Here is a 25459-nt window from a genome sequence, read left to right as displayed (position 1 = left end):
TTTTAGCTCCCTCCAACCTCTAAAACATATACATCATATTTTTTAATACTATTTTTTCTCGCAAGAGAAACCTCTTCTACATAGACATCAATTCTTCTCCCATTAACAGCGCTACCTGTATCTTCTGCAATAAAAACTTTTTTTAGTTGTGGAATATATACATAACTTCCAAGTGGAATTAAGCTTGAATCAACAGCTACAGTTTGCCACTCTTTGGCTATTTTTCCTATCCTTGTTAATCTAAAAGTTGGATGTTGAACAATTTTTCCATCATCCCAAGGGGTATAAAAGGTCACATCAAATTTTCCTTTATATTTGAAAAAAAATCTAAACGGATCCTTTGGTTCACCATCAACCCAAATTTCAAAATGAAAAATTCCATGGACCTTACCTATTGGTTTTTCAGGAACAACCCAATCATTCTCTTTAAAGCCAGTTTCTATACCTTTATAAATTGCAAGAACTCCATTTCCATGATCTACGTATAAAACATCATTACCTTTTACAGTTACTCTTCCAGGTAAAATTGGATATACTTCTTTTCCTTCAGCGCTTATATCTATTCCAAGATTAGTCCTACCACTTTTTATATCTCCAAAATAGCTTAATATATCCCTTGGTTCAATGTCAATAGGCACTCTGACATAGTCATTTAAGTTATCTATAGGAATCTTTATTACTTGTCCTGGAATAATCCGGTTTGGATCTTCAATAGCATTAAATGTAATTAGTCTTTCTACACCATCCTTACCTAAATTGTACCTTTTACTTATTATATATAAAGTATCCCCAGGCCTGATAACATAATTTATATAACCTTGTCTCAGCTTCAAAATATCTTCTATATCTTCCATTTTAAACTCTTGCTTTAAAAAATTCAATTCGGAACTAATTTGTTTGATAGTAGCAAGTTCTCTTTCCAAATTTTCTTTTGAAGAAATACTATCTACTTTAAAACTTAAGTCGTTTAATCTTTCTTCTAATTCCCGAATCTTTTCAAACTTTTGTATAATCTGATTTACCGCAATTGAATCTTGAGTAACTCCTTCACCACTTATTGACTGTATTTCATCAACCGTTTCTTTCAATGAATCTATAGTTAAATTCATTTCATATAATCTATTTTCAATGTCTAGTATCTGTTTATATCCTGTTTCATATTTTTCGAGCGCCTGATTTAACAAATCATTCACCTTACTTAATTCTAAACGTTCGGCCATTCCTTCTAAATAATTTAATCTGTAAATAACAGTTTTAAGATTGTATGAAGTTATCTCTGAAGTAACCTTGTTCATTTGATTTTGCAAATCTGAAAGTTCAATTGCAATTTTTCGGGTAAAATTTTTTAAATATTCAATATCAGCCACATTATTTATTTCATTTAATTTATTATTTAAATCATTAATCTGAGTATCAACTCTTTGAGATAAATTATCAAATTTCTTTTCCAATGAAGCTATTCTCGTTTCATGTTCATTTACTATGTTTTCAATACCATAAACTCGCTCCTCCAAAATTTTATACTGATCGTATGTAACATAATTACAAGAGAATAAAAAAAACATTAAAACCAGAATTACTCCCGCATACTTTGCCATCTATCTTTCCCTACCTTTGCATAATAAGAAGAACTGTTTTTATATTTCTGCATCAATTTTGAAAACCATTTTACCGCCTCACTTTTATTTCCAAAATGCCTATTTAACTCACCAAGGTAAAATAAAATTTTTTCTTCCATTCTCCCGTCAGAAATGTCTGAATTCATATAACAATTTTCAAAATTCTTAAGGGCGTGTGCAAGTGCTATTTCTTCTTGTTCTTTATCACCACCCTTTTCACGCAAAAGCCAAGCAATCTTTAAATAAGAATCTGCAAGTTTACAATATTTTTTTAGTAATGTAGATAATATTACTACTATAGCATAAGCTTCAAGCGCTGTATCAATATCTCTTTCATCGGTAAATTTAACATTTGATAATTTCGATTTTAGCTTACCAAGTATACTTTTTATTTTTTCAACTTCTGTTATTTTTACATCTTTTTCAAATATACTTTCGTACTCTGCATATAAACAATTTGGGCAAACAACTACTTCATATAAAAAAGGATTCACATCCAAATAATTTGGTTTTAAATCTTCATCATAACTAGCAACCTTTATAGAATCGATCCTTACTTTTTTACTATAAAATTCATTTCCACATACTGGACATTTATAACTTTTATCCCATAATGCGTTCATACTAATCATCCTTCAAGTAAAGCATTAACAAAATCTTCAGCATCAAACGGTTTTAAATCGTCAGCACCTTCCCCTAAACCTACAAATTTTATAGGAATCCCTAATTCTTTTGCAATTGCAATTGCAATTCCACCTTTTGCCGTTCCATCCAACTTTGTTAATACAATTCCAGTAATATCCACAAATTCTTTAAAGATCTTTGCCTGTTGCAATCCATTTTGACCTGTTACAGCATCTATTACTAAAAAAACTTCGTGTGGTGCATCTTCTATTTTCTTCTTAATTACCCTATTAATTTTTCTTAATTCTTCCATTAAATTCTTCTTGGTATGTAATCTTCCAGCAGTATCTAAAATTACTATATCTTTCTCTTTAGATATAGCATGACTTACAGCATCAAATGCAACGGCAGCAGAATCTGCACCCTCTTGATGTGCAATAAGCGTAGAAGATGTCCTCTCCGCCCATATCTTTAGTTGATCAATTGCAGCAGCTCTAAAAGTATCACATGCAGCTAACACAACTGACTTTCCAGACTTTGAAAAATATTCTGCAAGTTTTCCAGCAGTAGTAGTTTTTCCTGAACCGTTAACACCAACCATACTAATTACAAAAGGTTTTTTATCTATTTTTAATTCACTATTAAAATTAAGTATTTCCAATAATACTTTTTTCAATGATTCATATGCATCTTCTCCCTTTAACTCCTCAATTCTGTTTAAAATATACTCAGTTGCTTCAAAGCCTACATCAGATAATATTAAAAGCTCTTCTATCTCCTCTTTTGTTTCATCATCAAGTTTTTTTCCTGATAGGATACTTTTCATTTTACCAAAAAAACTTTCTCTCGTTTTTTTCAATCCTTGCTTGAACTTTTCGAAAAATCCCATCAACTTACACCTCCGATTTATTAATAACACCATACACTATTCCACTTTTTCGTGAAATAAATTCCTTTGAAAAATAATTTTTAATTTTTTCATACAAACTATCCTTTTTTAGCGTTTTAATAACGACTCTTTTTCTCGATATTCTTATCATATGTTCAAGATCATCTAAACTTAAAGATTCATATACAGCAAAACCTCTCAATGGATTCAAAGAATTACTTTCATATATTGGATTTTCAAACATTGGATCACAATATACAATATCAAATGAATTATCAGGTTGATTTCTAACAAAATTTTTATAATTATCATGTATTAGCTCTATTTTTTTCATAGCATTATTTATCCATTCTTCATCAGAAATATATCTTTTTAATCCCCATTTAACAACTCTATAAATATGCTCAGAACCTTCAGTAGCTACTACCTTTTTTGCAAAATTAGCAATTAAAATAGCATCTGAAGCAAGGCCACAAGTAGCATCATATACTACGTCTGTTCTTTCTGGCTTCAATGATTCTATTAGATAATCTCTTTCTCCATGCTTAATATTTTCCATTCTGATCTTTGCTATTCCTTGGTGAAAAAAGAATTCTCCATCTTTCCATTTTATTTTCAACATACCCTTTTTATCTACAACATAATAAAAGTCTATTTTTCCACTTTTTAAGTATTTTGAAACATGATTTCTGTTAATATACTTTACATTAAATTCCTCTGCGATATTTTTTGCTAACCTTACAATTTCTTTATTAGCGTTGTATGATGTAGTAACAATATACCTCATTTCCTTCCCTCTCTTAACATTTTTAATTTTTCATATATAATCAAATTCTTTTCATACTTTCCCTTTAACTCTTCATATTGCTTTTTAACCTGATTTAACTCATTTAAATTTACCTTATATCTTATAATCGAACTAGCAAGTATAACCACCAAAAAAAACACTAAAAGCAAAACAAAAAGAATATATATATATCTAAATAAATTCTTCCTTTTCTTTCTTCTTTTCAAATTAAACACCTACCTAATTTTTTTATTCAGAAGGATAAATGTATACGTTACTAAAATCAGAATCTGCATCCACATATATTTCATTAACTTTGTCATTTTTCAAAATTGAATAAAAATCATTATTTGATTCAACATAATAGATTTTTCCATCTTCAACTATTCCTTCTTTAATTACTTTTTTATCTTCATATAAAATCTTAGGCTTTAAAGTAGGTGTACCACTTTCATCATGGATAAAAAATACTAAATTCAATTCCTGAAAGTCTAATAAATTTAAACCATCTATTAAACCTGTAGCTTTTAAGACTACTTCTGTACTATCAATTAAATCCTTTTTCAAAGTATAAGTTACCTCAATATCATATTTCACCATTGCATCTCTTGATTTTTCAATAACTATTGGTGGAGTAACATTATTGGTTTTTCCTTTAAGATTAAAAGTAAATATATCAGAATCATTAACTTTTAAATTCACAGTTATTTCATATAAATCTGAAAGCATAAAACTCTTTTCAAGTTTTTCTTCAAAAAAATCTTTTAAACTTGTAGAATAAAAGGCTTCAAAATAAACATTAAAATTAATTGTTTGATTTGATTCTTTTTTTGGAATTATCTTATCCAATGTAAGTGCACAACCAGAGAATAAATAGGTTAGCATGCCAATTATAAGAGCTATTTGAAATTTATATTTGTAACAATCACAACGTAGCCATCTTCTTCTTGACAATCTACTTTCACCCTTTCAACAGGCACATTAAATTTTCTTGAAACAATCTCTACTACTTCTTTTTTTATTTCTTCTGAATTCTTAGAAAACACTTCAACAGGGATCTTGTGTGTTATTTCCTTTCGCCTACTAACAATACTTTCTAATCTTTCAAGTGCCTCATCTCTAGGTTTTCTTTTTTCACTTCTTTTAAAAACATCTAACAACCACATTTAACTCACCTCTTATTAAAAAAGGACAAAAATTTTTTGAAAAAGTTCTCATTATTGTCAATATCTTCTGCTAGAGAAATTTCTTCACCTTTTAATCTTTTTACAATATTTTCAAAATTCTTAGAAATTCCTTCATCTTTTTCCAAAACAATCGGTATTCCCTTATTAGTAGAAATTATAACCTCATTTGAATCGGGTAAAACACCTATAAGCTTAATTGCTAAAGCCTTTTCCACATCAGCTTCTGATAACATGTCACCTTTTTTGACCATTTGAGGTTTATACTTGTTTAAAATCAACATAATATTTTCTTCATTAAATCCATTATTTTCAAGTAATCCAATTACTCTATCAGCATCAGATATCGCAGGAAGTTCTGGAGTAGTTACAACAATAGCATATTCTGATGGAGCAATTGCATTCCTAAAACCTCTTTCAATTCCAGCAGGCGAGTCAATTATTATATAATCAAAATCTTCATCAAGTTCTTTCACCAGATTAATCATATCTTCTGGTGAAACCATTTCCTTTGTTGCAATCTGTGAAGCAGCAATTAGATATAAATTTTTTAAATTTTTGTGTCTTACTAGCGCTTCTTTAGCACTAACATTTCCTCTTATTACATCAATTAATGTATAAATTATCCTATTTTCCAACCCTAAAACTACATCTAAATTTTTTAATCCAACATCTGCATCTATTACACAAACTTTATTACCATCTTTTGCCAAAGCACAACCTAGATTTGCTGAAATTGTAGTTTTCCCCACTCCACCTTTACCAGAAGTTACAACATAAACTTTTGCCATAATCCCCACCTCTATTGCTTATTTCTATTACCTGCAAAATGTATTAATTCACTCTCAATAAAAATATCAATTTCTCCATCCATAACAGCATCAATATTTCCTGTTTCAACATTAGTTCTATGATCCTTCACCATAGTATACGGTTGGAATACATATGACCTTATTTGATTTCCCCAAGATATATCTTTTAATTCACCTTGAATTTCTTCAAGTTGTTTTTGACGCTTTTCTAGTTCGAGTTGATAAAGCCTTGCTTTTAAAACTTTTAATGCCGTTTCTTTATTTTGAAGCTGTGAACGTTCTGTTTGACAAGTAACAACTATTCCTGTTGGAATATGCGTAATTCTAACTGCTGATTCTGTTTTATTAACATATTGGCCACCTGCACCAGATGCTCTATATGTATCTATACGTAAATCTTCTGGATTTATTTCTATATCTATATCATCATCTATTTCTGGTATAACGTTAACTGATGCAAAGGAAGTATGACGCCTTTTATTTGCGTCAAATGGAGAAATTCTCACAAGCCTGTGAACACCTCTTTCATATTTTAAATAGCCATATGCATAATCACCTTTTATATAAATCATTGCACTTTTAATCCCAGCTTCTTCTCCCGGTTGATAATCAACAATCTGAACATCAAATCCTTTTCTCTCAGCCCAGCGCATATACATTCTCAAAAGCATTGATGCCCAATCTTGAGATTCAGTTCCACCTGCGCCCGGGTGTATTGTTAAATATGCATTATTAGCATCAAATTTACCATTTAATATTAATTCAAGTTCGAATGTTTTTACTTTTTTCTCAATTTCTTCTACCATTTCTTTAATAGTTTCAACAAAACTTTGATCTTCGTCTGATAATTCTATTGCAGCATCTAAATCTTCAAATTTTGCTTCAATATCTTTCATGTCATCAATAATCTTCCTAATTCTTTGAGCTTTTTGAGAAATTTCTCTAGCTTTTCTTTGATCACTCCAAAAATCAGAATCTCCCATTTGCTTTTCCAACTCTTCAAGCTCTTTCCTCTTATCTTCTGGATGAAATACCTTAATTATATCCTCATATTTCTTCTTTGCCTCATCAATTTTTTGTTTTAGTTCAAAATCTATCAACTCAAATACCTCCTCTATTTTTTTAGTACAAAATACAGTATTGTTCCAAACATCATAATAAGTGAAGTTATAGCTATCTCTTTTAAATACGTATATTTATCATCTAATAAAACTTTTGTTTCTTTAATAATTTCGTCATTTCCATCAGTAGCAATTACTTTAACTAAATATTCACCAACTTCACTAGCCCCTGAACCGTCCCATGTAAATAAATTCAAGTTAGGCTTTCCAGAAAAAACTTTTTCAAATATTTTGATATCATCTTTTAATATATCTACTGTAACTGTTGCATAAGTAGAAAGATAAATTTCCAATTCCCATCTATCCATATACCAATCATTATTTGGAGAAAATTCACTCATCTTACTTCTAATGTTTAATTCTAATTTAAGTTTTTCAAAATTCAAATTAACTGCACTTTTTTCTTCAGATTTAATATATACCTTTTTAGTTATAGGATTATATCCTGGACTTTCAAATGTAACAAAATGCTCTCCCTCTGGTAATTTTATCTCTTCATCAATGCTTCTTATTGTTCCATAGTAATAACCATTAACATAAACATTAACTGGATAAGTGTTTGAAAATACAACCAGTTTTCCAGCTTCAACTAATGGAATCTTTAAATATTTACCAGTTTTATCTACAAAAACTAATACCGAAATGTTTAAATAATCTTCATCTTTGATAGTAATAGTGTGGTAACCAGATGCGTCAAAATTCACTAATAGCTGCCCAAAAATATCTGTTTGACCAGCATAAACATCATCTATATAGACATCTGCAAAAGATACACCTGTATCAATTAAAATAGAATAATCAGGAATATTTTGTAGTGCTCCAAAATTTAAATTAATATTAATACTCCAATTTACAATTGAAAAAGAAGACACTGAAAGAATTAACAATAGTAAAAAACCTAACCTTTTAAATGTCATAAAAATCACCTGCTTTCCAAAAATACAATAATTTCAGCAACGGCTAAGTACAACTTTTTAGGAATTTCTTCTAAAACTTTTAATTTATACAATTCATCTACAAGTTCTGGAGACTTTACGATAGGAACTCCACTATTTTTTGCAATCTCTAAAATCTTTTCGGCAATCTCTTCTTTCCCTTTTGCAACAACAAAAGGCACAAAATCTACCTCAGGATCATACTTTAAAGCAACCGCTAATTTTTCTCTAAACGTAAATCCCTCCCTCAAAATTTTCATATTTTATATAAACATTCAAAAAATACTTTTTTAGTTTTTCCTTTAATTCTTCAATATTTTCTATTATCTTCTCGGTACTTAAAATTATATCATTACCTTCTACTTTTCCCTTAATAACATTATCTTTAAAATACACTATAAATTCTTCTGCTTTTCTATCCACAAAAATTTTAATCATCCCAAAAGAGCGAAAACCATATCTTCCACTTAATAAATTTACATAATTTCCAAACACTTTATTATCCTCATCTACTTCGCCTGATTCAAAATATCTTTTAAATTTTCCTAAAAAACTCCTATCAATCTTTACTCTTTTGGAAAGCTCTTCAAATAAAAATGATAGTTTTTCAACTAAATTTCTATCCTCAGTTATCATTGAAGAGTAATAAATAGCATTCAACGAGGGCAAGACTTTAGAAGGTCCCATCAATATCTTCCCTTTATAATCACCTTGTCCTATATTTTTTATTTCAACTTTTAAACCTTTAGGCATTTTTTTATTCGATTTAATCACCACATCACCATTATTAGTCTTAAGCCTAACTATGTTTCTATAAAGATCAGAAACTATTCCATACATATTCTTACTCCTCAAAATTATTAGAAGCAAATAATTCAGATAAAACACTATGAATTTCAGCATCGTATTTCATCGTTCTATAAAAAGCCTTTAACGCAAGAATCCTTCTTTGATGAAGAATTACATCTCCACATTCTTCTAAACTCTTCAAAACTTTATCATAATCTTCAGGGTCTGAAATAACTATTACATCTCTATAATTTTTTGCAGCAGCTCTTAGTAATGCAACCCCCCCAATGTCAATATTCTCAATTAATTTTTCCTCATTGCGTGTTTCTTTTGCTACAAGCTCAAACGGATATAAATTAACTACAACCATATCTATTGGTTTAATATTATTATCCGATAAGTCCTTCATATGTTTACTATCACCAAATTTTGCGAGAATTCCACCAAATATTTTTGGATGAAGAGTTTTCACTCTACCACCAAGAATTTCTGGAAAGCCTGTAACTTCAGATACACGATTAACTGGAATACCATTTTTCTCTAATAACTTTGCAGTATTTCCAGTACTTATTATTTCCACTCCCCACCCGGAAAGCTTTCTAGCAAATTCAACGATGCCTTCCTTATTGTATACACTAATAAGAGCTCTTTTGACATTCATAGTTCCCACCCCTTTTATTTATATTTTATCACAGATTGTTTTTTCTACTTAAAATAGCTACAGATTCAATATGATAAGTTTGTGGAAACATATCAAAAATTCTTATATCTTCTATTTCATACTTTTCAAGTAGTAATCTTAAATCCCTTGCAAAAGTTGTAGGATTACACGAAACATAGCCAATTTTTTGAGGAGATAATTCCAATATTTTTTTCACAGCTTCAGGCCCAATCCCTGCCCTCGGTGGATCAAGAACAATTACATCAAATTTTTCATTTACTTGGTTTAAATAATCTAATGCATCAGCTTCAATAAATTTAATATTTTTTAATCCATTTATATTTGCATTTGCCCTTCCTGCCTTTACTGAGACATGACTGGATTCAACTGCAATAACAAATTTTGATAAAGCAGCAAGTCTTAAGGAAAATGTTCCAAGTCCACTAAATAAATCTAAAACAACCTCATTACCATTTAAATCTAATTTTTTTGTTAAAAATTCAACCATTTTTTCCGCAACATGAAAATTATTTTGAAAAAATGCAGTTGGAGGAACTTGAAATTTTTCCCAACTGAATTCATAATTAATTACTCCCTCACCACTTAATACCTTATAAGGGCCTCTTAAAACTATTTTATCATTGCTATTCATTACATGAACAATTGACTTTATAAAAGGAAATTCTTTTTTTATTAGACTTGCTATTTTTTTACCTTCCTTGAAATAGTCCGACTTTGTAACAAAAATCAGCATCACTTCTCCACTTGGTGAGTATCTTAATATTACATGTTTTAAGAGTCCCTTTTTACGCTTAAAATTATAAATAGGTATCTTAAAATGTGAGAGCGTTAATGACAACTTTTCAAGTATTTTACCAAAAACTTTTGGAGCAATAATACAATTTTTTACACTTACAACTTTATGACTATTCTTCATTTTAAAACCAAAAGAATAATCATTCAATATTGAATATTCCATCTTTAACCTATATTCATATTCTTTAGGACTTTTTTCAATATATAAATCGTTCAATTTTAGTTCAGCGATTCTTTCAAGTTGATCCATAAAGACCATTTTCTTAAACTCTAATTGTTTCTCATACTTTAAATCTAAAAAATTGCAACCACCACAATTTCTAAAATAAGGACACTTTGCTGTTCTTCTCTCAAGGATTTTCTCAACTATCTTTTCTAACTTTCCAAATGCATAATCTTTTTTTTCACTTAGAACATCCACTTCAACCAATTCACCGGGGTAGGCCCCATCTACAAAAATAACTTTTCCGCCAGGCAACTTCCCTATTCCACTACCTCCATATGCCATTTTTTCAATATATACAATCTCTGACATATTAAAACCTCCAATCTAAAACAAACCTATATTTGGTGAATTTTCTTTAAAGTCCCAACCTAAAAATTTATCATCAAATTCTTTAATATAAAACAAAACAGACAATTTTTTCACATCATCAAAATTAAATACTTGATCGTGATTAAATTCAAATTCGCTAGAAAGTTCAAATACCCAGTGATGTAAAGATTTACTTAATGTTGCTTTTAAATTATTGAACCTTTCATTCTTAATATCATAAGTCGTATAAAAGCTAATTCCAGGATCTATTGTCTTTAGATTAAAACCAAAAGTTAATATTTTAGTCGAAGTCTTGTATGATAAATCAAGAGAATTTTCTTGATTTTTTAAAGAATACTTGCAATAAATTTCTGGAGTTGCTTCTTTTGAACTCTTATTATATGAAAGTTCTAAAGTATTTTTATAACTATTTATAGAAAATGTTCCATTTATATAAGCATTTTTCACATAATTATCCTCTATAGATTGAACAAGTTTTCCTTTCAGGTTTTGAAAAGTAAAAATATGAGTTAACTCTTTTATAGGCTGTTGTTCACCAACATAATATTTAGTATTCAGTCTATACATCAAAGAAAAAGGTTTATTAACATAAGACAAAGAAACATCATAAGGAGATAGTTTTCTTTTTTCGTTGTCATAAGTTGCTTTTGATTCAAGCTCAATTTTACCGTTTAAAACAATAAAAGAAAACTTTGAAGAAATTTCATCATTCAACCTTTTTTCTTTTAAAAAATCCCAACCTTGTTTTAATGAAAAATTCAAATTAGGAGTATTAACATATACAGTACTACTCAATTTATTATACTCAGTATTTGTTGATTCATCTCGAAAATTTTCTCTTAGCTCATATTTTGCTTCAATATCAAACACTTTAAATTTTAACTTCCCACTCAACTCATAAATATCATATAATCCTAAATTAAAATAATACTTGTCAACAATTGCATTATATAAATTTGCTCCAAATCCATATTTAGCATATACTTTAACAAGTTCATTCTCAAAACTCAAAGGATAAGAAAAAGTATGCTTAATACTACTTGAAAAAGTATCGTTGTATACTTTACCGTAGAATTTAGTACTAAAGTGTTTATTTTTAAATGAAAAAGAATAATTTCCAGATTGATACAGTGTCCATGTACTATCATCTGTGAAAAATTTTGATTTTTCTAATGAATTATTAAAACTCAAATTTTGAATGTTAAATTCTGCTATTGAAAGTTCTTTTTTAACATTAAAAATAGAAAACGAATTATTAACTCTACTTATATTTCCATCCCAATAAAAGTTAATGTCCATTTTTCCCTTGCTATAAAGGTCAAAATTTAACCCAAATTTCTTATAATAACTATCGTTATTTAGATATTCTTCAAAATAAAGAGGGGAATAGCTTACTTGAAAAAATGTTTTACTAGTAACCCAATTAGAATTGTATTTTAAATTTTTCAAATCTAAATATATGTAATTTTTCTCATAATCTATAGAAAACTTTGTGTTCTTATCATCTTTTTTGTAAATACTAAATTGGGGAATAGTCTCTTCATTTTCTGTAATAATCTTAGTAGAAAGAAGGTAATCATTAACATAAAGGTTATACTCTTGATGTGTTATAAATCCACCATCTTCATCCCATGCCAGAGAAAACGAAAAAGGAGAAAACTCATTGTCAGTTAAATTAAAAAAATAAACAGGATATGGAAATAATGGAACATCAAGTAAAAATAAAATAGAATTCTCAGCAATTAAAAATTTGTTATCATAAACATAAACCCTTAATGCTTCAATTTTGTAGTGTGGATTTTCAAGTTCACACGTTGTTACATAAGCTTCTTTCATTAACACTGTTTCAGAACTTTTTTGGACAAATTCAGAATTAAAATACAGATCTATATCTTTGCCTTTTTTTTTATACTTTTCAACACCTCTTACTTTAACTATATAAGTATCACCATTATCAAAAAAATATTTCATATAATTTGAATAATACTCTTTATTTTCTCTTCTTAAAACTACATTTCCTGCTGCTTCTAAAACTTTTACTTTATTATCCATTAAAAATATGGTTGCTTCATCAGAAAATAAAACTACATCTTCCCAATTTATGTTAACATTTTGGCTTGCAAATATATACGAAGTATTATATACAATACTTGATGCATCCAATGTCAAATCTTTCGAGTATAAATTTGAACCTACAAAAAACACAAAAAATAACACTAAAAATTTTGTTATCAATTCTCTAATTCTATAAGCTACAGGTGTATCTAGCATAGCAAAAAGAATGAATCCTACAATTGCAAATAAAAGATCAGGATACCAAGCCGCAAGGACTGGATTAATTAAATTTTCTTTCCCCATTGCAGAAAGCCAAGCTCCAGAACCTTGATACAAAACAACAATTACAAAGGTAAAAATAACACTCCAAGATTTACTTTTTAATCCAAACAATAGTGATAGAGGGACACCTAATATCACTATTATAAAAGGACCAACCGAATTAGCGTACCTTCCATGAAGCTCTACAATCCAAGGTGAAGGATCAACTCCTAACTTTTTGAATGTCTTTATTTTTTGTATTAATTCCTCGCCTGTCATATCCCTTGGAGATTTACCAACTCTCATTAAACTCTCCAAATCATCTTTCAAATCTAGCTTTATCTTTGAAAAGCTAAGGTCTAACTTCATAAATCCATCTCTATCTGTTACGTACATTTTCCCGTTTATTAAATACCAACTATTTTGTTCTTTTTCGACTTTTTTAGCTGTAATTATTCTTTCTTCACCTTGCATATTTTGAAACAAAACAACATCGTATAATATCCCTTGTAGTTGATCATACCTTTTTACAAAAAAGTATTGAGATTCATCTATCTTGGTTAACACGTTTTCTTTGATAGTAACTTCCGGCTTTTTATAGACATATTTTGATATTGTTTCCATTGCTTTCTGATTAAATTTCGGAACTATCTGATCATTCAAATAAAATGAGACAGCTCCAAAAATTATAGACAAAATTAAGAAAGGATACACCAATTTTCTCGATGGAATACCGTGGACTAAAAAAGCTGTAATCTCTTTAGAACTATATAATTGCGATAATACCCAAAAAATAGAAAATAAAATTCCTACAGGAATCCCCAATGATGCAAAATATGGTAAGTTATAATATATCAATTCAAACAATTTTAAGATACCCACCCTATGTCTTACAATAATATCCGATAGTTGATATAATAATTCAACGCTTGCAAATACAATAAAAGCTCCTATTCCCATCAAAAATGGGCCTAATGAAAGTTTCAAAATATATTTAGTTAATACTTTCAACTAGCTCCCCCATCCTTTTCCAAACTATCAATTGTATGTAACTTGTCTTTAAAACATTTATATTGTTTTCCTGTAATTATATAAGAAGTAGCCTCCACTATTTTAGTTGCAAGATCAGCAATTTCCTCTATTTTTTGAGAAATTTCCAGTAAAATTAATGCTCTTTTTACATATTTTGGATCTTCCATCATATATACCATTAATTCTTTTCTAATCTCATCATAAAAATTGTCTATATCAGCATCTTTTTCACAAATTGTTTCTGCCCCATAAATATTATTATCTGCAAACATTCTCATACTTTCTCTTAACATTTCTATAGATATTTTCGCCATTTCAGGAATAGTAATTAAAGGTTTTAATTGAGGCTCCTTTATTAATTCCAACACCATATTAGCAATATCAGTAGTTTTTTCAGCTATTTCTTGAAAATATCCTGAAATTATAAAACTTCCTGTTACCATTCTTAAGTTCTTTGACATTGGCATCATAGTAGAAAGTATGATCAATGCTTTTTCTCTTATCTTTAGATCCATTAGGTTTACCTCGTTTTCCTTCTTTAATACTTCAACTGAAGCTTTTTCATCCCTTTCTTTCAAAGCATTAATTACTTGATTAAACAAACTTTCTACAAGCCAACCTTCTTTTAAGACCATTTTTTTCAATTCTTCAACATTTTCACTCAATATCCAATCCATATGCATCACCTTTTTATAAAAATTTTTTCCCGTAACCCAATTTTTCCTTTATAGATTTGGTAAAATCATAATCTATTGGCCTTAAAATTGAAATTTTTTTCTTTGATTTCATAACTGTAATTTTTCTAAATTTACCAAAATTTACTCCATCAATTATTAAATTTACACTTTCATCAACTTCAATATTAACTTTTTCATTATCAGGTATAACAATGCTTCTTGAGGCTAAAAATTGTGGTGCTACCGGTGTAATAACAAAAGCTTTTGTGTTTGGTAATAATATAGGGCCGCCTAAAGATAATGAATATCCCGTTGAACCAGTTGGAGTACTCAGCATTATACCGTCTGCATGAAAAAACAATTCACCATCTTGAAAAGAAATCTTTATATCCACCATTTTTTGGTCCGGATCCTTAATTAAAAGAACCTCATTCAAACAAAAAGTGTTTATTTCACTAACTTTTAAAAAAGTTCTTTCATCTGACACAAAATCATTATTTTTTAAATCTTTTAAAAATTTGTCAAATTCTTCAATAGTATAACTTGATAAAAAACCTAATCTCCCGCCTTTAAAACCAACCAACGGATTATTAACTAAATGAGATGCCTTTAAAAAAGTTCCATCTCCACCTAATACAATTGTTAAATCAACTTTATTGTTTTTTATTCTTTCACTTGATTCACAATAATCCACTGTGTAACCTTCATTTAAAAGCAATTTTTTTAAACTTTCTGCTTTATTAAATAACTCTGGCTTATAAAATATACCTAAATGCTTCATTTTATATAATACCCCAATTCAATTATACTTTGAATTAAAAATCTATCAAAAAAGACTAAAACAACAATTGCTATCATTGGTGATATATCTACAGGTCCAATTCTTGGAATAAGTTTTCTAATTGGTTTTTCAATAATGTCCGCAATCGACTGAAAATAATAATAAATACTTTGCACATTAGAATTATAACTAAACCAACTTAAAATAGCAGAAATTACAATAAAGAACATTTCGATATTTATTAAAACCCTTAATGAATATCCTAAACCAATTAAAAAATTACCTAATATAAACATTTTACAAGCTCCCTCCTTCTTTATTTTCTTGGGCCAAAAATTTTACTACCAATTCTTAAAATAGTCGCTCCTTCTTCTAAAGCAATTAAATAATCATTAGACATTCCCATTGACAGTTCCAAAACATCAGTAAATTCTTTTGAAACACTATCTCTTAACAATCTTGTTTTCTTAAAAACATTCCTAATTATCTCCTCATTATCTGTAAAAGGTGCCATCGTCATTAAACCAATAACCTTTACATTTTCATAAGATTTAGACTTTTCAATTAAATCCATAAGCTGCTCAGGCTTTACTCCAGATTTTGTTTCTTCACCTGAAACATTGACTTGAATCAATATTTCCTGAACTTTCCCCAATTTTTTAGAAATTTTATCTATTTCTTTAATTTCCTCAATTCTTGAAACAGAATGTATCAAACTTGCTACAGGCACAATATATTTTAACTTATTAAGCTGAATTCTTCCTATAAAATGCCACTCAATGTTATAATCTCTTAATGCCTTTGATTTATCACGTAACTCTTGCGCATAATTTTCACCAAAAATATTTATCCCTGAATCATAGGCCTCTTTTAAAACTTCAACCGGAAATGTTTTACTAACAGCTACTAACTTAATTTTACTATAGTCTCTATCTATTTGTTTACATTTATTCTTTATTGAATTTACAACTTCCATATACCTTTTATAAATTTCACTCATCAAACAATCCACCCCCATTTTTATAACCAAGGTGTTTATATGCTTTACTAGTTACTATTCTTCCTCTATGAGTTCTTGCTAAAAATCCACTTTGTAAAAGATATGGTTCATAAACTTCGGAAATACTATCCTCTGAAAGTCCCACTGAAGCCGCCAATGATTTTAAACCTACAGGGCCGCCTTGATAAACTTCAATGATTGTCGTTAATATTTTTCTGTCCACTTCATCTAACCCTTCATTATCAATTCCTAATAACTCCATTATTTCTTCTACCATCATTACATCAATTTTCTTTTTCTCTGTTACAGTGCTCATATCACGAACTCTTCTTAATAGTCTTAATGCAATTCTTGGAGTCCCTCGAGAACGTTTTGCAAGAAGTTGCGCAGCATCTTCATCAATTTCAACACTTAAAACAGTTGATGCCCTCTTTATTATTAAACTTAATTCTTCAACCGTATAAAAATCTAACTCCATAATCAATCCAAATCTATTTCTTAAAGGTGAACTTAATAACCCACTTCTCGTAGTGGCTCCAACAAGTGTAAAAGGTTGCAAATCAATTCTAATTGATCTTGCTGAAGGCCCTTTTCCAATTAAAATATCGATTTGAAAATCTTCCATTGCAGTATACAAAATTTCTTCTACTGATTTATTCATTCTATGTATTTCATCAATAAACAAAATATCTCCATATTCCAAATTACTTAATATTGCAGCAACATCACCTTGTTTTTCTAAAATAGGACCACTTGTAATATGAATATTCGTTCCCATTTCATTTGAAATTATATGTGCAAGTGTAGTTTTCCCAAGACCAGGTGGCCCTACTAATAAAACATGATCAAGTGCTTCCTTCCTTATTTTAGAAGCATTTATAGCTAATTTAAACCTTTTCTTTATATTTTCTTGCCCTATATATTCTTCTAACTTTTGTGGCCTTATTGTCAAAACATCATTTGGTAATTTCTCAGGGTCAAATATTCTCTCCGAGATAATCACACCTCCCTAAATGAAATGATACCACAAAAATATTGATATACAAACATTAAAAAGTGCTATAATATTACTTGACAATTCTAAAAATTTATGTTTTATCTAATATGTATAAAATAAAAATTCGAGGAGGGAAAGAATGGAAAGAGCAGAATTATTTAGACAAGTAAGTAAAATATTAGCCGAAAAATTGAACATTCCAATTGAAGATATCGATGAAAGTTCTAATATTATTGATGACTTAGGAGCAGATTCATTGGATGTAGTAGATCTAGTAATGATACTTGAAGATGAATATGGAATTAGAATTGAAGACGATGAACTAGAAAATATATCTACTGTTGAAGATGTAATCAATATAATTGAATCCAAATTAAAGAATCAAGGAGAGTAAAAACAAAAATGAAAGCTATCAGTAAATGCCTTACTTGTCATGTTAACCAGGCTCAGAGAATACTTGACAAATTTGTTATTTCAGAACATGAAAAATGGAATATACTTAAAAAAGTGCTTAATGATTTATCCCAACTAAATTATAATCTAAAACCTATTGATATTGCTGAAGTAATGTATGAAAAACTTGAAAACTATCTTAACAAAAGTGATCTCTATTCTGAAGAAAAGAAAAAGTCAAACGATGCTGCTTTATCTTTATATAAAGATTTTAAAAGTAGAATCCTTGATTCGAGCGATCCACTATATGAGGCAGCAAAACTATCGGTTGCTGGCAATTTAATTGATTTTGGAGCTAAAAAAGGTTCAACCGAAGAATTATTTAAACAGGTTATAGAAATATGGAATCAACCATTTTCTATCGATGATTTTGAAGAATTTAAAAAATTACTTTTTTCATCAAAAAATCTATTATTTATTGCCGATAATGCTGGAGAATTAGTTTTTGATATGCTTTTTATCGAAATAATTAAGGAAACTCTTCATGACATTGAAATCTTTGTGGCTCTAAAAGGAAAACCTATTATAAATGATGCAACAGTTGACGATGGTAAATACATAGGTATCGAAAAATTTGCAACAATAATTGATACAAAACTTAAAACTGCAGGGGCTTCTTTGCCAAAATCTTCTGAAGAATTTAGAAGATTATTCTACGACTCAGATATTATAATAGCAAAAGGCCAAGGAAATTTCGAAGGCCTTTCTGAAGAGTCAAGAGATAACCTATTTTTCGCATTAGTTTCTAAATGCGAAGTTATCTCTGACTTTATAGGCGTTGAAAAAAATTCAAAATTATTTATGAATTCAAAAAGAATTCGCCAAGAGTAACTATTATAGAATCTTTAACAAATTCTTTGGAGCCTTTTGGTATTACAAAGGCTCCAAAATTTTTTTCGATTTTTTTAGGTACTACTACCGCAAATCCATCTACATAACCTTCAGATAATTCTTCCATATTAAAGTATTCGCATGAAATCTTTTCCATAAACAAATCTTCATATTTAGTATTTTTTGCTACCTGTAATGCTTTTTCAATATGTAATTCCCTTGGCCTCCCCCAATCGTAAATTCTATATGTTAAATCCGAAGATTGTTGAACTTCAATTATAGTTGAATTGGGGCCTAATGCATGAACAACTCCTGCAGGAATATAAACAAATGTTCCTTTTTTAACTTTGACTTTTTGAATTACCTTTTCCCAATTTCCACTTTTTATAGCTTGAGGAATTAAGGTTGGATCTTCACAAATTGCAATTTCACCATCCTTCAAAAAATACCATGCTTCACTTTTTCCCCAAGGTTCCCCTTCAACTCTTTGAGCATATTCATCATCAGGATGGACTTGTAAAGAAAGCCAAGCATTTGTCGATATTAACTTTATTAGCAATGGGAATCTTTTAAAGTTTTTTCCACATAACTCTTTTGCTGCCTCATTAACCGTTTTTCCATTAACATTTGTGGTATAAAGTGGATGACCGGAAAGTAGCCAAACTTCACCTATTGAATTACCTTTTATCCCAAATATTTTATTTAAATTTGAATCTCCCCATACCTGCTCTCTAAATTTTGGTTCAATTTTTATCATTCTTTATACCCTCCAACAATAATGTTATCATTCTCAATTCTCAATACTGCCTTAGTTAATGGTTTATTTATATAATACTTAAGTCCTTGCAACATAATTTCAACACCAGGATAAATAACTTTTCGAGCTACAACTTTAGCATCAACTTTAATCTTATTTATCATTTCCTCAATTTCATCCAATCTTTTTTTATTCTTTTCAAGTTGTTCTTTTATATTAAGAAGAGTTGTTGTAGCTTTAACAAACAATTGTTTCTTATCATTAGGTATATCAACTTTTTTCTCTTTTAGTAGTTTATATTGTTTAACTATCTTCATTAATTTTTCAGCATTCTGCTTATCAAGCATTATTTGCGTATGAAGAAGTTTTCTCTCTTCAAGTAAATGTGGTGGAATACCAACTTCAAGATGTGTAGGAATTCCTATCTCCGAACCAATTTCTTCAGCCTCAATTTTTACTCCTGCTATATATTCTCCCCCGACAATAACTCCTCTTCCATTCTCAGCAATAATACTTTCAGAAACTTTTACGTTACAATTATTCAAAAGATCTTTGAAAATTAAATTTTTTGCTTCCAAATTTGCATTTTCAGCAAATCTTACATTCAAATCTTCAGAACATTTTACTATTCCTTTATCTCTTCCTTTAATTCCACTAACAATTATATTACCCTCTAAAGATATTACAGTTGCTGCTTCAATTATTCCTTCAACCTTTATATCTTTCTTTGCCCTTACTACAAACCCTGGTTTCACATCACCCGTAATAACCACTTCACCTGGAAAGTCAATATTTCCTATCGAATAATCTACATCTCCTTTTATCTCTAAAACTTCTCCTACATCAATAAAGTTCTCATTTAGATCAACTATCAACATTCCATCAACTTTCGAGTATATACTGTTATCCTTTAACTCAACGTTGTTTCCCAACTTTATCTCTACTTTATTTCCAACTTTTCCTGGTATCTTCTCACCAAATACGTTTATTCCATCTTTCCCTTCTGTTGGTTCATAAACTGTTGCAATTCTTTGACCCTTTCTTACTATTATCCTTTTGTGAGTAGGAAATTCTCTAAAATCAATATTCTTTTTATCACTTTCCTTTTCTTTTTCAAAATTTACAAACTCAATGCGACCATCTTCACCATTTTTTGGTTCCTTACCCACAGCAACTTGCAAAGGTACAGAAAATTCAGGATTTTGGCAAATTCTATTTATTACGTCATAATCTATACCATATTTAACCCCTGCTTCATTCAGCGCATCAACTATTTCTTTCGGAGTAACTTTATCATCATCACTTGCTTTTTCGAGTATTATACTTGCACTCATTTTATTTTCTGGAACTTTAACTTTTATAATCATACTATCCCCCTTAATTTCTTTACTTTTATTATTTGGTAATGGTCAATATGAATGAAATTACTGATATTGCCGCTGAAACAATTGAAACAATTAAAATAGTTCTCATATTATTGTTAGTTTCCACTAATTTATCACTCATAATGTCAAGTGCTTTTTTTGAATCTTCTTTATACTTATTCAACTCTTCCACATCATTAGAAATTTTTTCTAAATTATCTAACATAATTTTCTTATTTTCAATATCTGAAATTTTCACATTTAATTCTTCTATCTTTTGATTCAAAAGTTTAATTTTTCCTACATTATTTTCTAGATATTGTACTCTACTGTCAATTTGCTGGTATCTATTTTCTAAAATCGAAAATTTATTTACAACATTTCTGACCGTTAATATATCAATCCCTTCTAGCCTTTTTCTTAAAGAATCTAAATCCATCGAAAATGCATTAAGATCTGTTAAAATTGAATACATTTGATTAACTTTATCCTCCAATTCACTCAAGTTTTCTAATTTATCAAAGTCAGAAGCTTTTATATTTGATAGTTTAGTATAAAGTTCTTCTATTAAAGAAACTTTATTTGACAGCTGAGCTACTGTAACATTAAGATTTGTAACATCTGTTGGAATATTAGAAAGTTGTTTTTCAATATCAGAAAATTTAGCAATATTCTTTGCTTGTTCTTCCAAAAAGTTTGTTTTCAAGTCTTCAAGTTGATTACTTACAATATTTATTTTCTTTTCAATTTCTGAAATTTTCTCAATATCATTTATTTTTTCTTCAAATTTCTTTGTCTGAGAATTATAAACCTGAGAAATCAAGGTAATTTGTGCTTTAAGAGAATCAAAATCTTCTTTTTTTACATAATTTTTTTCAATATTTGCAAAAAGTGTTTCCGATGACTGAGTCAAAAATGTATCAAAAGCTTCAATCTTTTGCGTTAATTCTTCTTGCTTTGTTTCAAGATTTACCAACCTTTTATCAATCCCACTAACTAAACCTTTTGCAATTTTTATTTCGTCATTAATGCTAGCAAGAGATTTTTCAATGTCTGAAATCTTTGAAAGATTATATTTTTGAATTACAGTATATATAACTTTGGCAATATCTAACCTAGTAATTAAAAGAGATGGTTTGAAATTACCATTTACATCTAAGTCCATAATTTGGTTTTCAACCAAAAATTTTACTGCTGAATATTCAGGAACAATAGGAGAAAGATCCGTTATAACTGTTTCAACAGCAAATATAATCATCATTGAAAACATTATTAGAAAAATACTTAGCACTTTTCTCATCTAATCCCCTCCATATATTTCATTTAAAATTCCTTGTTTTATTTCAACATTTTTTTCATATATTGTAATTCCATTTTTCAAAAATTCTATCCTATATTCACCTTCAGGGAGTGATAGTAAGTATATTGGAGTTCTACCTATAAATTTTCCATTAATTTTTACATCAAAAGCCTGCTTTGAGTAAATATTTACAGCACAACTTTTAGGATCATCCAATATTTTATTTTCTTTTACAATAATCGATTCTTCTTTCCCATTAGAGACTACTTTCACAGTATCATCGTAATTTACATTTAATATCACCGGAGAATTATATCTTACACCTTTATACTCAATATATCCATCCTTAGTAAATATTATGCTATAAGTTTTTGGAATTTCTTCAATTGAACCATCAGTAAAACCAAACCATTCTTTATTCTTACCAACTACTTTTGTAAAATATAATCTTTTAGGGACTAGATTTTCCTTTGAAATATAACCATCAAAAAAAACAGTTAACGAATTATTCACTGAGGAAATTAAATTTTTACTTAAATTATACATAAACGTATTACTTGAAGTTGTCACGTTAATTTTTTCCTTTAATGTCTTAAACCCATCACTTTCAATGATTATCTCGTATGATCCAGGAATAACCTTAAAAATTGCAGGAGAAGTCTTTGAAATATTATTCAAAATTACATTTGCATTCTCAGGATAACCATAAACATACAAATTCACATAAACCGTTTCATCGACATTATACTCATATTCTTCAACTGCCGGAACTTCTATTTCTTGAACAGTTTTAATATAATCTTTTCCATATAATTTTAGTACATGCTTTCCAGGGAACACTTCAACTGTAGTAGGCAATTTTATATATTTTCCATCGATAGTTGCTTCAATTACATCGTTAGATAGCAATTTTAATTTTACATTTTTAGTCAAAGTTACATGAATCTTTTTTATCTGGGATGGCAAAAGCGTTATTTTAAATTTTTTTGAAATATATCCCTCTTTTTCAAACGCCAAAAGAAGTTCTCCAGAACTTACTTCAAACACATCTGGAGAAGTTCCTAAAAAATTACCATTCGCAATAACATCTACATTTTCAGGATCAGACGTAACTTCGATATATGAAGGAAGAGAAAGCTTTACCTTCAACACTGTATCAGTTGAGACTAATGTTTCATAAGGCGCATAACCAGGTTTTATTATTTTCAAAGTACCTGGATAATCAAGATTTTCAAGTTCTAAAACACCATCTAATGGTACAACATCTATCAATGATCCATTCCAATACACCATTGCACTAGGCTCAGTTATAATAGTTAACTTTGCAAATAAAAACATTGAAATAAACAACATTACAAAAACCGTAAATTTTTTCATACTTATCACCTATATTTCTTTAGTGATTCATTAAATAAACTTAAGAGTTCTTTTAATTTTTCTTTAGATGATTCATCAAAATCTTTCAAAGATTCTTCAACAAACTCTATCCTCTTTAATATTACTTTATCAATTACTTCTTCTCCTTTTTTTGTTAACTTTACAGTAATTACTCTTTTATCTTTTTCTTTTCTCTTTCTCTCAACAAATCCATCAATTTCAAGTCTACTTACAAGACCTGTTGTTGTACTTTTTGCAATTCCAAGAATTTTACTCAAATCGGTCATTGTCTGTTCACCATTAAAATATAATTTTTGCATTAAATCAAACTGAGCAGGCGTAATTGGGAATTCTTTTAAAACTTCTCTTCCTTTTACCTTTACTCTAAAGCATATTTCTCTTAAAAGACTTTCAATGCTTGTCGACACAATATCACCTCTTTGAGATTAACTCTTTATATGCTAAATATGTTTCATACAAGTCAACTTTTGAGACTAATTCGTATGGAGAATGCATACTCAAAAGACCAGGTCCCATATCAATAACATTAAATCCTTCTTCAGCTAAAAATTTTGCAACCGTTCCGCCACCACCAATTCCAATCTTTCCAAGAGTTCCAACTTGCCATTTTATATCCGCAGAATTTAAAACTTTTCTTACATGAGCTACAACTTCAGCATGTGCTTCACTAGCACCTGCTTTTCCTCTTGAACCAGTATATTTTACAAGTACAATTCCTTCACCGACTTTTGCAGCATTATATTTATCATGAACATCTTTATAAGTTGGATTTATCAAAGCTCCAACATCAGCTGATACTACAAAAGAATTTTCTATTAATTCATCTAAGGACAATTCTGTATCATTAGAACCATTTATCTTTAAAATTTTTCTAAAAAACTTCTTATAGAATCTAGCTTTTGCACCTGCATTTCCTTCACTTCCGATTTCTTCCCTATCAAATAATATAACAGCAGCTGATTTTTCTAAATTTTCTGCATCTATCAATGCCCTAACTGCTTGATAAGCACAAATTCTATCATCATGACCATAAGCTGCTATCAAGCTTTTATCAAATCCTACTTCCCTTGATTTAAATGCAGGAACTAGCTCAATATCAGCACTTACAAAATCTTCTTCTTCAATGTTATACAAGTCTTTCAAAATTTTTAAAACATTCTTTTTTACCGCTTCTTTTTCTTCGCCATCTAATGGGATAGAACCAACTATAAGGTTCATCTTCTCACCTTGAAATTTTTCGCTAATTTTTTCATCTTTTCTATCAAGATGTGGCAGCAAATCAGCTATTACAAAAACTGGTTCATTTTCTTCAAAACCAATTTTTATATTCAATTTTGTTCCATCATCCTTGTATACAACTCCAACAAGTGCTAACGGTATATTTAACCATTGATAGAGTTTTACTCCACCATAATAATGAGTTTTCATAAGTGCAAACCCCTCGTCTTCGTACAAAGGATTAGGTTTCAAGTCAATTCTTGGTGCATCAATGTGGGCAGCAACTATATTAAATCCATCCTCTGGTTTATTTACAATTCTTGCTGCAACCAACGACTTATTTGCATTCGTATAAAAAACTTTTTCTTCTTTTCCTGTATATCTATCTAATGGTATAAAACCATTTTCAATAAGAAGATTTTCAAAAAAATTAACAGCAAGTCTTTCACTGACAGCTTCATCAATAAATTTTCTATAATCTTTACTAAATTTTTCAACTTCTTCTAAATTACGTTTTTCCCATAAACTCATTTAAAATCCCT

The 25459-nt window shown here is 29.1% G+C and carries 28 protein-coding genes; 2 read left to right on the top strand and 26 right to left on the bottom strand.

Translation table 11 applies throughout. The features are described 5' to 3' along the window. Positions 1 to 2: 2 nt before the first annotated feature. Genes EO083_RS07540 through ruvB form a run of 20 tightly spaced genes read right to left on the bottom strand, consistent with a single transcriptional unit; the run spans position 3 to position 17602 of the window. A complete protein-coding gene (locus tag EO083_RS07540) occupies positions 3 to 1598 on the bottom strand; it encodes a 3D domain-containing protein (RefSeq protein WP_126993549.1) in 1596 nt (531 codons plus the stop codon). Next, positions 1577 to 2242: a DUF2225 domain-containing protein gene (locus EO083_RS07535; protein ID WP_126993548.1), complete on the bottom strand. Its 666-nt coding sequence runs from the start codon at positions 2240 to 2242 to the stop codon at positions 1577 to 1579. Before EO083_RS07535 ends, EO083_RS07540 begins: the two co-directional genes overlap by 22 nt. A 5-nt stretch (positions 2243 to 2247) precedes the next feature. Beyond that, positions 2248 to 3132, bottom strand: coding sequence for a signal recognition particle-docking protein FtsY (ftsY, locus tag EO083_RS07530; RefSeq protein WP_126993547.1), 885 nt, complete (start codon positions 3130 to 3132; stop codon positions 2248 to 2250). A gap of 4 nt (positions 3133 to 3136) precedes the next feature. Next, on the bottom strand, positions 3137 to 3919 hold the full coding sequence (locus EO083_RS07525; protein WP_126993546.1) for a class I SAM-dependent methyltransferase: 783 nt from the start codon (positions 3917 to 3919) through the stop codon (positions 3137 to 3139). Then, positions 3916 to 4146, bottom strand: coding sequence for a hypothetical protein (locus EO083_RS07520; protein WP_126993545.1), 231 nt, complete (start codon positions 4144 to 4146; stop codon positions 3916 to 3918). The genes EO083_RS07525 and EO083_RS07520 overlap by 4 nt, the downstream gene beginning before the upstream one ends. A 22-nt stretch (positions 4147 to 4168) precedes the next feature. Then, the gene (locus EO083_RS07515; RefSeq protein WP_241230016.1) at positions 4169 to 4768 is read right to left on the bottom strand and encodes a hypothetical protein; all 600 of its coding nucleotides are present in this window, start codon (positions 4766 to 4768) and stop codon (positions 4169 to 4171) included. Between the two features lie 50 nt (positions 4769 to 4818). Continuing rightward, positions 4819 to 5085 carry a cell division topological specificity factor MinE gene (locus tag EO083_RS07510; protein WP_126993544.1) on the bottom strand — a complete coding sequence of 89 codons (267 nt, stop codon included), beginning with the start codon at positions 5083 to 5085 and terminating at the stop codon, positions 4819 to 4821. A 5-nt stretch (positions 5086 to 5090) separates the two neighbouring features. Then, entirely contained in the window at positions 5091 to 5894 is an 804-nt protein-coding gene (gene minD, locus EO083_RS07505; RefSeq protein ID WP_126993543.1) for a septum site-determining protein MinD, read from the bottom strand. Positions 5895 to 5905: 11 nt separating this feature from the next. Then, complete coding sequence (gene prfB, locus EO083_RS07500) at positions 5906 to 7015, bottom strand: peptide chain release factor 2 (protein WP_126993542.1); 1110 nt, start codon at positions 7013 to 7015, stop codon at positions 5906 to 5908. Between the two features lie 14 nt (positions 7016 to 7029). Further along, complete coding sequence (locus tag EO083_RS07495) at positions 7030 to 7953, bottom strand: PEGA domain-containing protein (RefSeq protein ID WP_126993541.1); 924 nt, start codon at positions 7951 to 7953, stop codon at positions 7030 to 7032. 5 nt (positions 7954 to 7958) lie between these two features. Further along, positions 7959 to 8231 carry an EscU/YscU/HrcU family type III secretion system export apparatus switch protein gene (locus tag EO083_RS07490; protein ID WP_126993540.1) on the bottom strand — a complete coding sequence of 91 codons (273 nt, stop codon included), beginning with the start codon at positions 8229 to 8231 and terminating at the stop codon, positions 7959 to 7961. Next, complete coding sequence (locus EO083_RS07485; protein ID WP_126993539.1) at positions 8200 to 8811, bottom strand: hypothetical protein; 612 nt, start codon at positions 8809 to 8811, stop codon at positions 8200 to 8202. Before EO083_RS07485 ends, EO083_RS07490 begins: the two co-directional genes overlap by 32 nt. A gap of 4 nt (positions 8812 to 8815) precedes the next feature. Further along, positions 8816 to 9421, bottom strand: coding sequence for an IMP cyclohydrolase (locus EO083_RS07480; protein ID WP_126993538.1), 606 nt, complete (start codon positions 9419 to 9421; stop codon positions 8816 to 8818). A gap of 28 nt (positions 9422 to 9449) precedes the next feature. Continuing rightward, on the bottom strand, positions 9450 to 10772 hold the full coding sequence (gene rlmD, locus EO083_RS07475) for a 23S rRNA (uracil(1939)-C(5))-methyltransferase RlmD (RefSeq protein WP_126993537.1): 1323 nt from the start codon (positions 10770 to 10772) through the stop codon (positions 9450 to 9452). Positions 10773 to 10787: 15 nt separating this feature from the next. Continuing rightward, positions 10788 to 14120, bottom strand: a complete 3333-nt coding sequence (locus tag EO083_RS07470) for a YjgP/YjgQ family permease (protein ID WP_126993536.1) — start codon at positions 14118 to 14120, stop codon at positions 10788 to 10790. Beyond that, a complete protein-coding gene (locus EO083_RS07465) occupies positions 14117 to 14818 on the bottom strand; it encodes a phosphate signaling complex PhoU family protein (RefSeq protein ID WP_126993535.1) in 702 nt (233 codons plus the stop codon). The genes EO083_RS07470 and EO083_RS07465 overlap by 4 nt, the downstream gene beginning before the upstream one ends. A gap of 13 nt (positions 14819 to 14831) precedes the next feature. Next, positions 14832 to 15599, bottom strand: coding sequence for an NAD(+) kinase (locus EO083_RS07460; protein WP_126993534.1), 768 nt, complete (start codon positions 15597 to 15599; stop codon positions 14832 to 14834). Further along, entirely contained in the window at positions 15596 to 15895 is a 300-nt protein-coding gene (locus EO083_RS07455; RefSeq protein ID WP_126993533.1) for a YggT family protein, read from the bottom strand. Before EO083_RS07455 ends, EO083_RS07460 begins: the two co-directional genes overlap by 4 nt. 20 nt (positions 15896 to 15915) lie before the next feature. Then, positions 15916 to 16599 carry a YggS family pyridoxal phosphate-dependent enzyme gene (locus tag EO083_RS07450; protein ID WP_126993593.1) on the bottom strand — a complete coding sequence of 228 codons (684 nt, stop codon included), beginning with the start codon at positions 16597 to 16599 and terminating at the stop codon, positions 15916 to 15918. Then, entirely contained in the window at positions 16592 to 17602 is a 1011-nt protein-coding gene (gene ruvB, locus EO083_RS07445; RefSeq protein ID WP_126993532.1) for a Holliday junction branch migration DNA helicase RuvB, read from the bottom strand. The genes EO083_RS07450 and ruvB overlap by 8 nt, the downstream gene beginning before the upstream one ends. 133 nt (positions 17603 to 17735) lie before the next feature. Between ruvB and acpP the strand changes: the two genes are divergently transcribed. Together acpP and EO083_RS07435 are read left to right on the top strand one after the other, a co-directional pair. Next, positions 17736 to 17990 (top strand): acyl carrier protein, encoded by a 255-nt coding sequence (gene acpP, locus EO083_RS07440; protein ID WP_126993531.1) that lies wholly within the window; start codon positions 17736 to 17738, stop codon positions 17988 to 17990. Between the two features lie 8 nt (positions 17991 to 17998). Then, positions 17999 to 18880: a damage-control phosphatase ARMT1 family protein gene (locus EO083_RS07435; protein ID WP_126993530.1), complete on the top strand. Its 882-nt coding sequence runs from the start codon at positions 17999 to 18001 to the stop codon at positions 18878 to 18880. On the opposite strand, the gene EO083_RS07430 is transcribed toward EO083_RS07435, so the two are convergent. The 6 genes from EO083_RS07430 to EO083_RS07405 are packed head-to-tail and all read right to left on the bottom strand — an operon-like array spanning position 18849 to position 25448. Beyond that, on the bottom strand, positions 18849 to 19637 hold the full coding sequence (locus tag EO083_RS07430; protein ID WP_126993529.1) for a type I phosphomannose isomerase catalytic subunit: 789 nt from the start codon (positions 19635 to 19637) through the stop codon (positions 18849 to 18851). The genes EO083_RS07435 and EO083_RS07430 overlap by 32 nt on opposite strands. Next, positions 19634 to 21004, bottom strand: a complete 1371-nt coding sequence (locus tag EO083_RS07425) for a flagellar assembly protein A (RefSeq protein WP_126993528.1) — start codon at positions 21002 to 21004, stop codon at positions 19634 to 19636. The genes EO083_RS07430 and EO083_RS07425 overlap by 4 nt, the downstream gene beginning before the upstream one ends. A gap of 28 nt (positions 21005 to 21032) precedes the next feature. Continuing rightward, positions 21033 to 22301 (bottom strand): S-layer homology domain-containing protein, encoded by a 1269-nt coding sequence (locus EO083_RS07420; protein WP_126993527.1) that lies wholly within the window; start codon positions 22299 to 22301, stop codon positions 21033 to 21035. After that, positions 22302 to 23678 (bottom strand): PEGA domain-containing protein, encoded by a 1377-nt coding sequence (locus tag EO083_RS07415; RefSeq protein WP_126993526.1) that lies wholly within the window; start codon positions 23676 to 23678, stop codon positions 22302 to 22304. It lies immediately after the preceding gene. A gap of 5 nt (positions 23679 to 23683) precedes the next feature. Continuing rightward, positions 23684 to 24106, bottom strand: coding sequence for a MarR family winged helix-turn-helix transcriptional regulator (locus EO083_RS07410; protein WP_126993525.1), 423 nt, complete (start codon positions 24104 to 24106; stop codon positions 23684 to 23686). 4 nt (positions 24107 to 24110) lie between these two features. After that, the gene (locus EO083_RS07405; protein ID WP_126993524.1) at positions 24111 to 25448 is read right to left on the bottom strand and encodes an aminopeptidase; all 1338 of its coding nucleotides are present in this window, start codon (positions 25446 to 25448) and stop codon (positions 24111 to 24113) included. Positions 25449 to 25459 lie beyond the last annotated feature (11 nt).

Origin of the sequence: Thermosipho globiformans, from assembly GCF_003990895.1 — a bacterium.
Lineage (GTDB): Bacteria > Thermotogota > Thermotogae > Thermotogales > Fervidobacteriaceae > Thermosipho > Thermosipho japonicus.
The sequence above is the reverse complement of the archived record's forward strand: the minus strand, read 5'-3'. Positions and strand labels throughout refer to the sequence as shown.

What these genes read in the sequence shown, in the direction of transcription:
- EO083_RS07455 (WP_126993533.1), bottom strand. Translation starts at nt 15,895, where the DNA reads ATGTTTATATTAGGTAATTTTTTAATTGGTTTAGGATATTCATTAAGG.
- EO083_RS07435 (WP_126993530.1), top strand. Translation starts at nt 17,999, where the DNA reads ATGAAAGCTATCAGTAAATGCCTTACTTGTCATGTTAACCAGGCTCAG.
- EO083_RS07490 (WP_126993540.1), bottom strand. Translation starts at nt 8,231, where the DNA reads ATGAAAATTTTGAGGGAGGGATTTACGTTTAGAGAAAAATTAGCGGTT.
- EO083_RS07510 (WP_126993544.1), bottom strand. Translation starts at nt 5,085, where the DNA reads ATGTGGTTGTTAGATGTTTTTAAAAGAAGTGAAAAAAGAAAACCTAGA.
- rlmD (WP_126993537.1), bottom strand. Translation starts at nt 10,772, where the DNA reads ATGTCAGAGATTGTATATATTGAAAAAATGGCATATGGAGGTAGTGGA.
- EO083_RS07465 (WP_126993535.1), bottom strand. Translation starts at nt 14,818, where the DNA reads ATGGATTGGATATTGAGTGAAAATGTTGAAGAATTGAAAAAAATGGTC.
- EO083_RS07425 (WP_126993528.1), bottom strand. Translation starts at nt 21,004, where the DNA reads ATGATTATAAAAGTTAAAGTTCCAGAAAATAAAATGAGTGCAAGTATA.
- EO083_RS07485 (WP_126993539.1), bottom strand. Translation starts at nt 8,811, where the DNA reads ATGTATGGAATAGTTTCTGATCTTTATAGAAACATAGTTAGGCTTAAG.
- EO083_RS07460 (WP_126993534.1), bottom strand. Translation starts at nt 15,599, where the DNA reads ATGAAGCATTTAGGTATATTTTATAAGCCAGAGTTATTTAATAAAGCA.
- minD (WP_126993543.1), bottom strand. Translation starts at nt 5,894, where the DNA reads ATGGCAAAAGTTTATGTTGTAACTTCTGGTAAAGGTGGAGTGGGGAAA.
- EO083_RS07480 (WP_126993538.1), bottom strand. Translation starts at nt 9,421, where the DNA reads ATGAATGTCAAAAGAGCTCTTATTAGTGTATACAATAAGGAAGGCATC.
- EO083_RS07430 (WP_126993529.1), bottom strand. Translation starts at nt 19,637, where the DNA reads ATGATAAAAATTGAACCAAAATTTAGAGAGCAGGTATGGGGAGATTCA.
- ftsY (WP_126993547.1), bottom strand. Translation starts at nt 3,132, where the DNA reads ATGGGATTTTTCGAAAAGTTCAAGCAAGGATTGAAAAAAACGAGAGAA.
- EO083_RS07525 (WP_126993546.1), bottom strand. Translation starts at nt 3,919, where the DNA reads ATGAGGTATATTGTTACTACATCATACAACGCTAATAAAGAAATTGTA.
- EO083_RS07540 (WP_126993549.1), bottom strand. Translation starts at nt 1,598, where the DNA reads ATGGCAAAGTATGCGGGAGTAATTCTGGTTTTAATGTTTTTTTTATTC.
- EO083_RS07450 (WP_126993593.1), bottom strand. Translation starts at nt 16,599, where the DNA reads ATGAGTGAAATTTATAAAAGGTATATGGAAGTTGTAAATTCAATAAAG.
- acpP (WP_126993531.1), top strand. Translation starts at nt 17,736, where the DNA reads ATGGAAAGAGCAGAATTATTTAGACAAGTAAGTAAAATATTAGCCGAA.
- EO083_RS07405 (WP_126993524.1), bottom strand. Translation starts at nt 25,448, where the DNA reads ATGAGTTTATGGGAAAAACGTAATTTAGAAGAAGTTGAAAAATTTAGT.
- EO083_RS07495 (WP_126993541.1), bottom strand. Translation starts at nt 7,953, where the DNA reads ATGACATTTAAAAGGTTAGGTTTTTTACTATTGTTAATTCTTTCAGTG.
- EO083_RS07415 (WP_126993526.1), bottom strand. Translation starts at nt 23,678, where the DNA reads ATGAAAAAATTTACGGTTTTTGTAATGTTGTTTATTTCAATGTTTTTA.
- EO083_RS07420 (WP_126993527.1), bottom strand. Translation starts at nt 22,301, where the DNA reads ATGAGAAAAGTGCTAAGTATTTTTCTAATAATGTTTTCAATGATGATT.
- EO083_RS07535 (WP_126993548.1), bottom strand. Translation starts at nt 2,242, where the DNA reads ATGAACGCATTATGGGATAAAAGTTATAAATGTCCAGTATGTGGAAAT.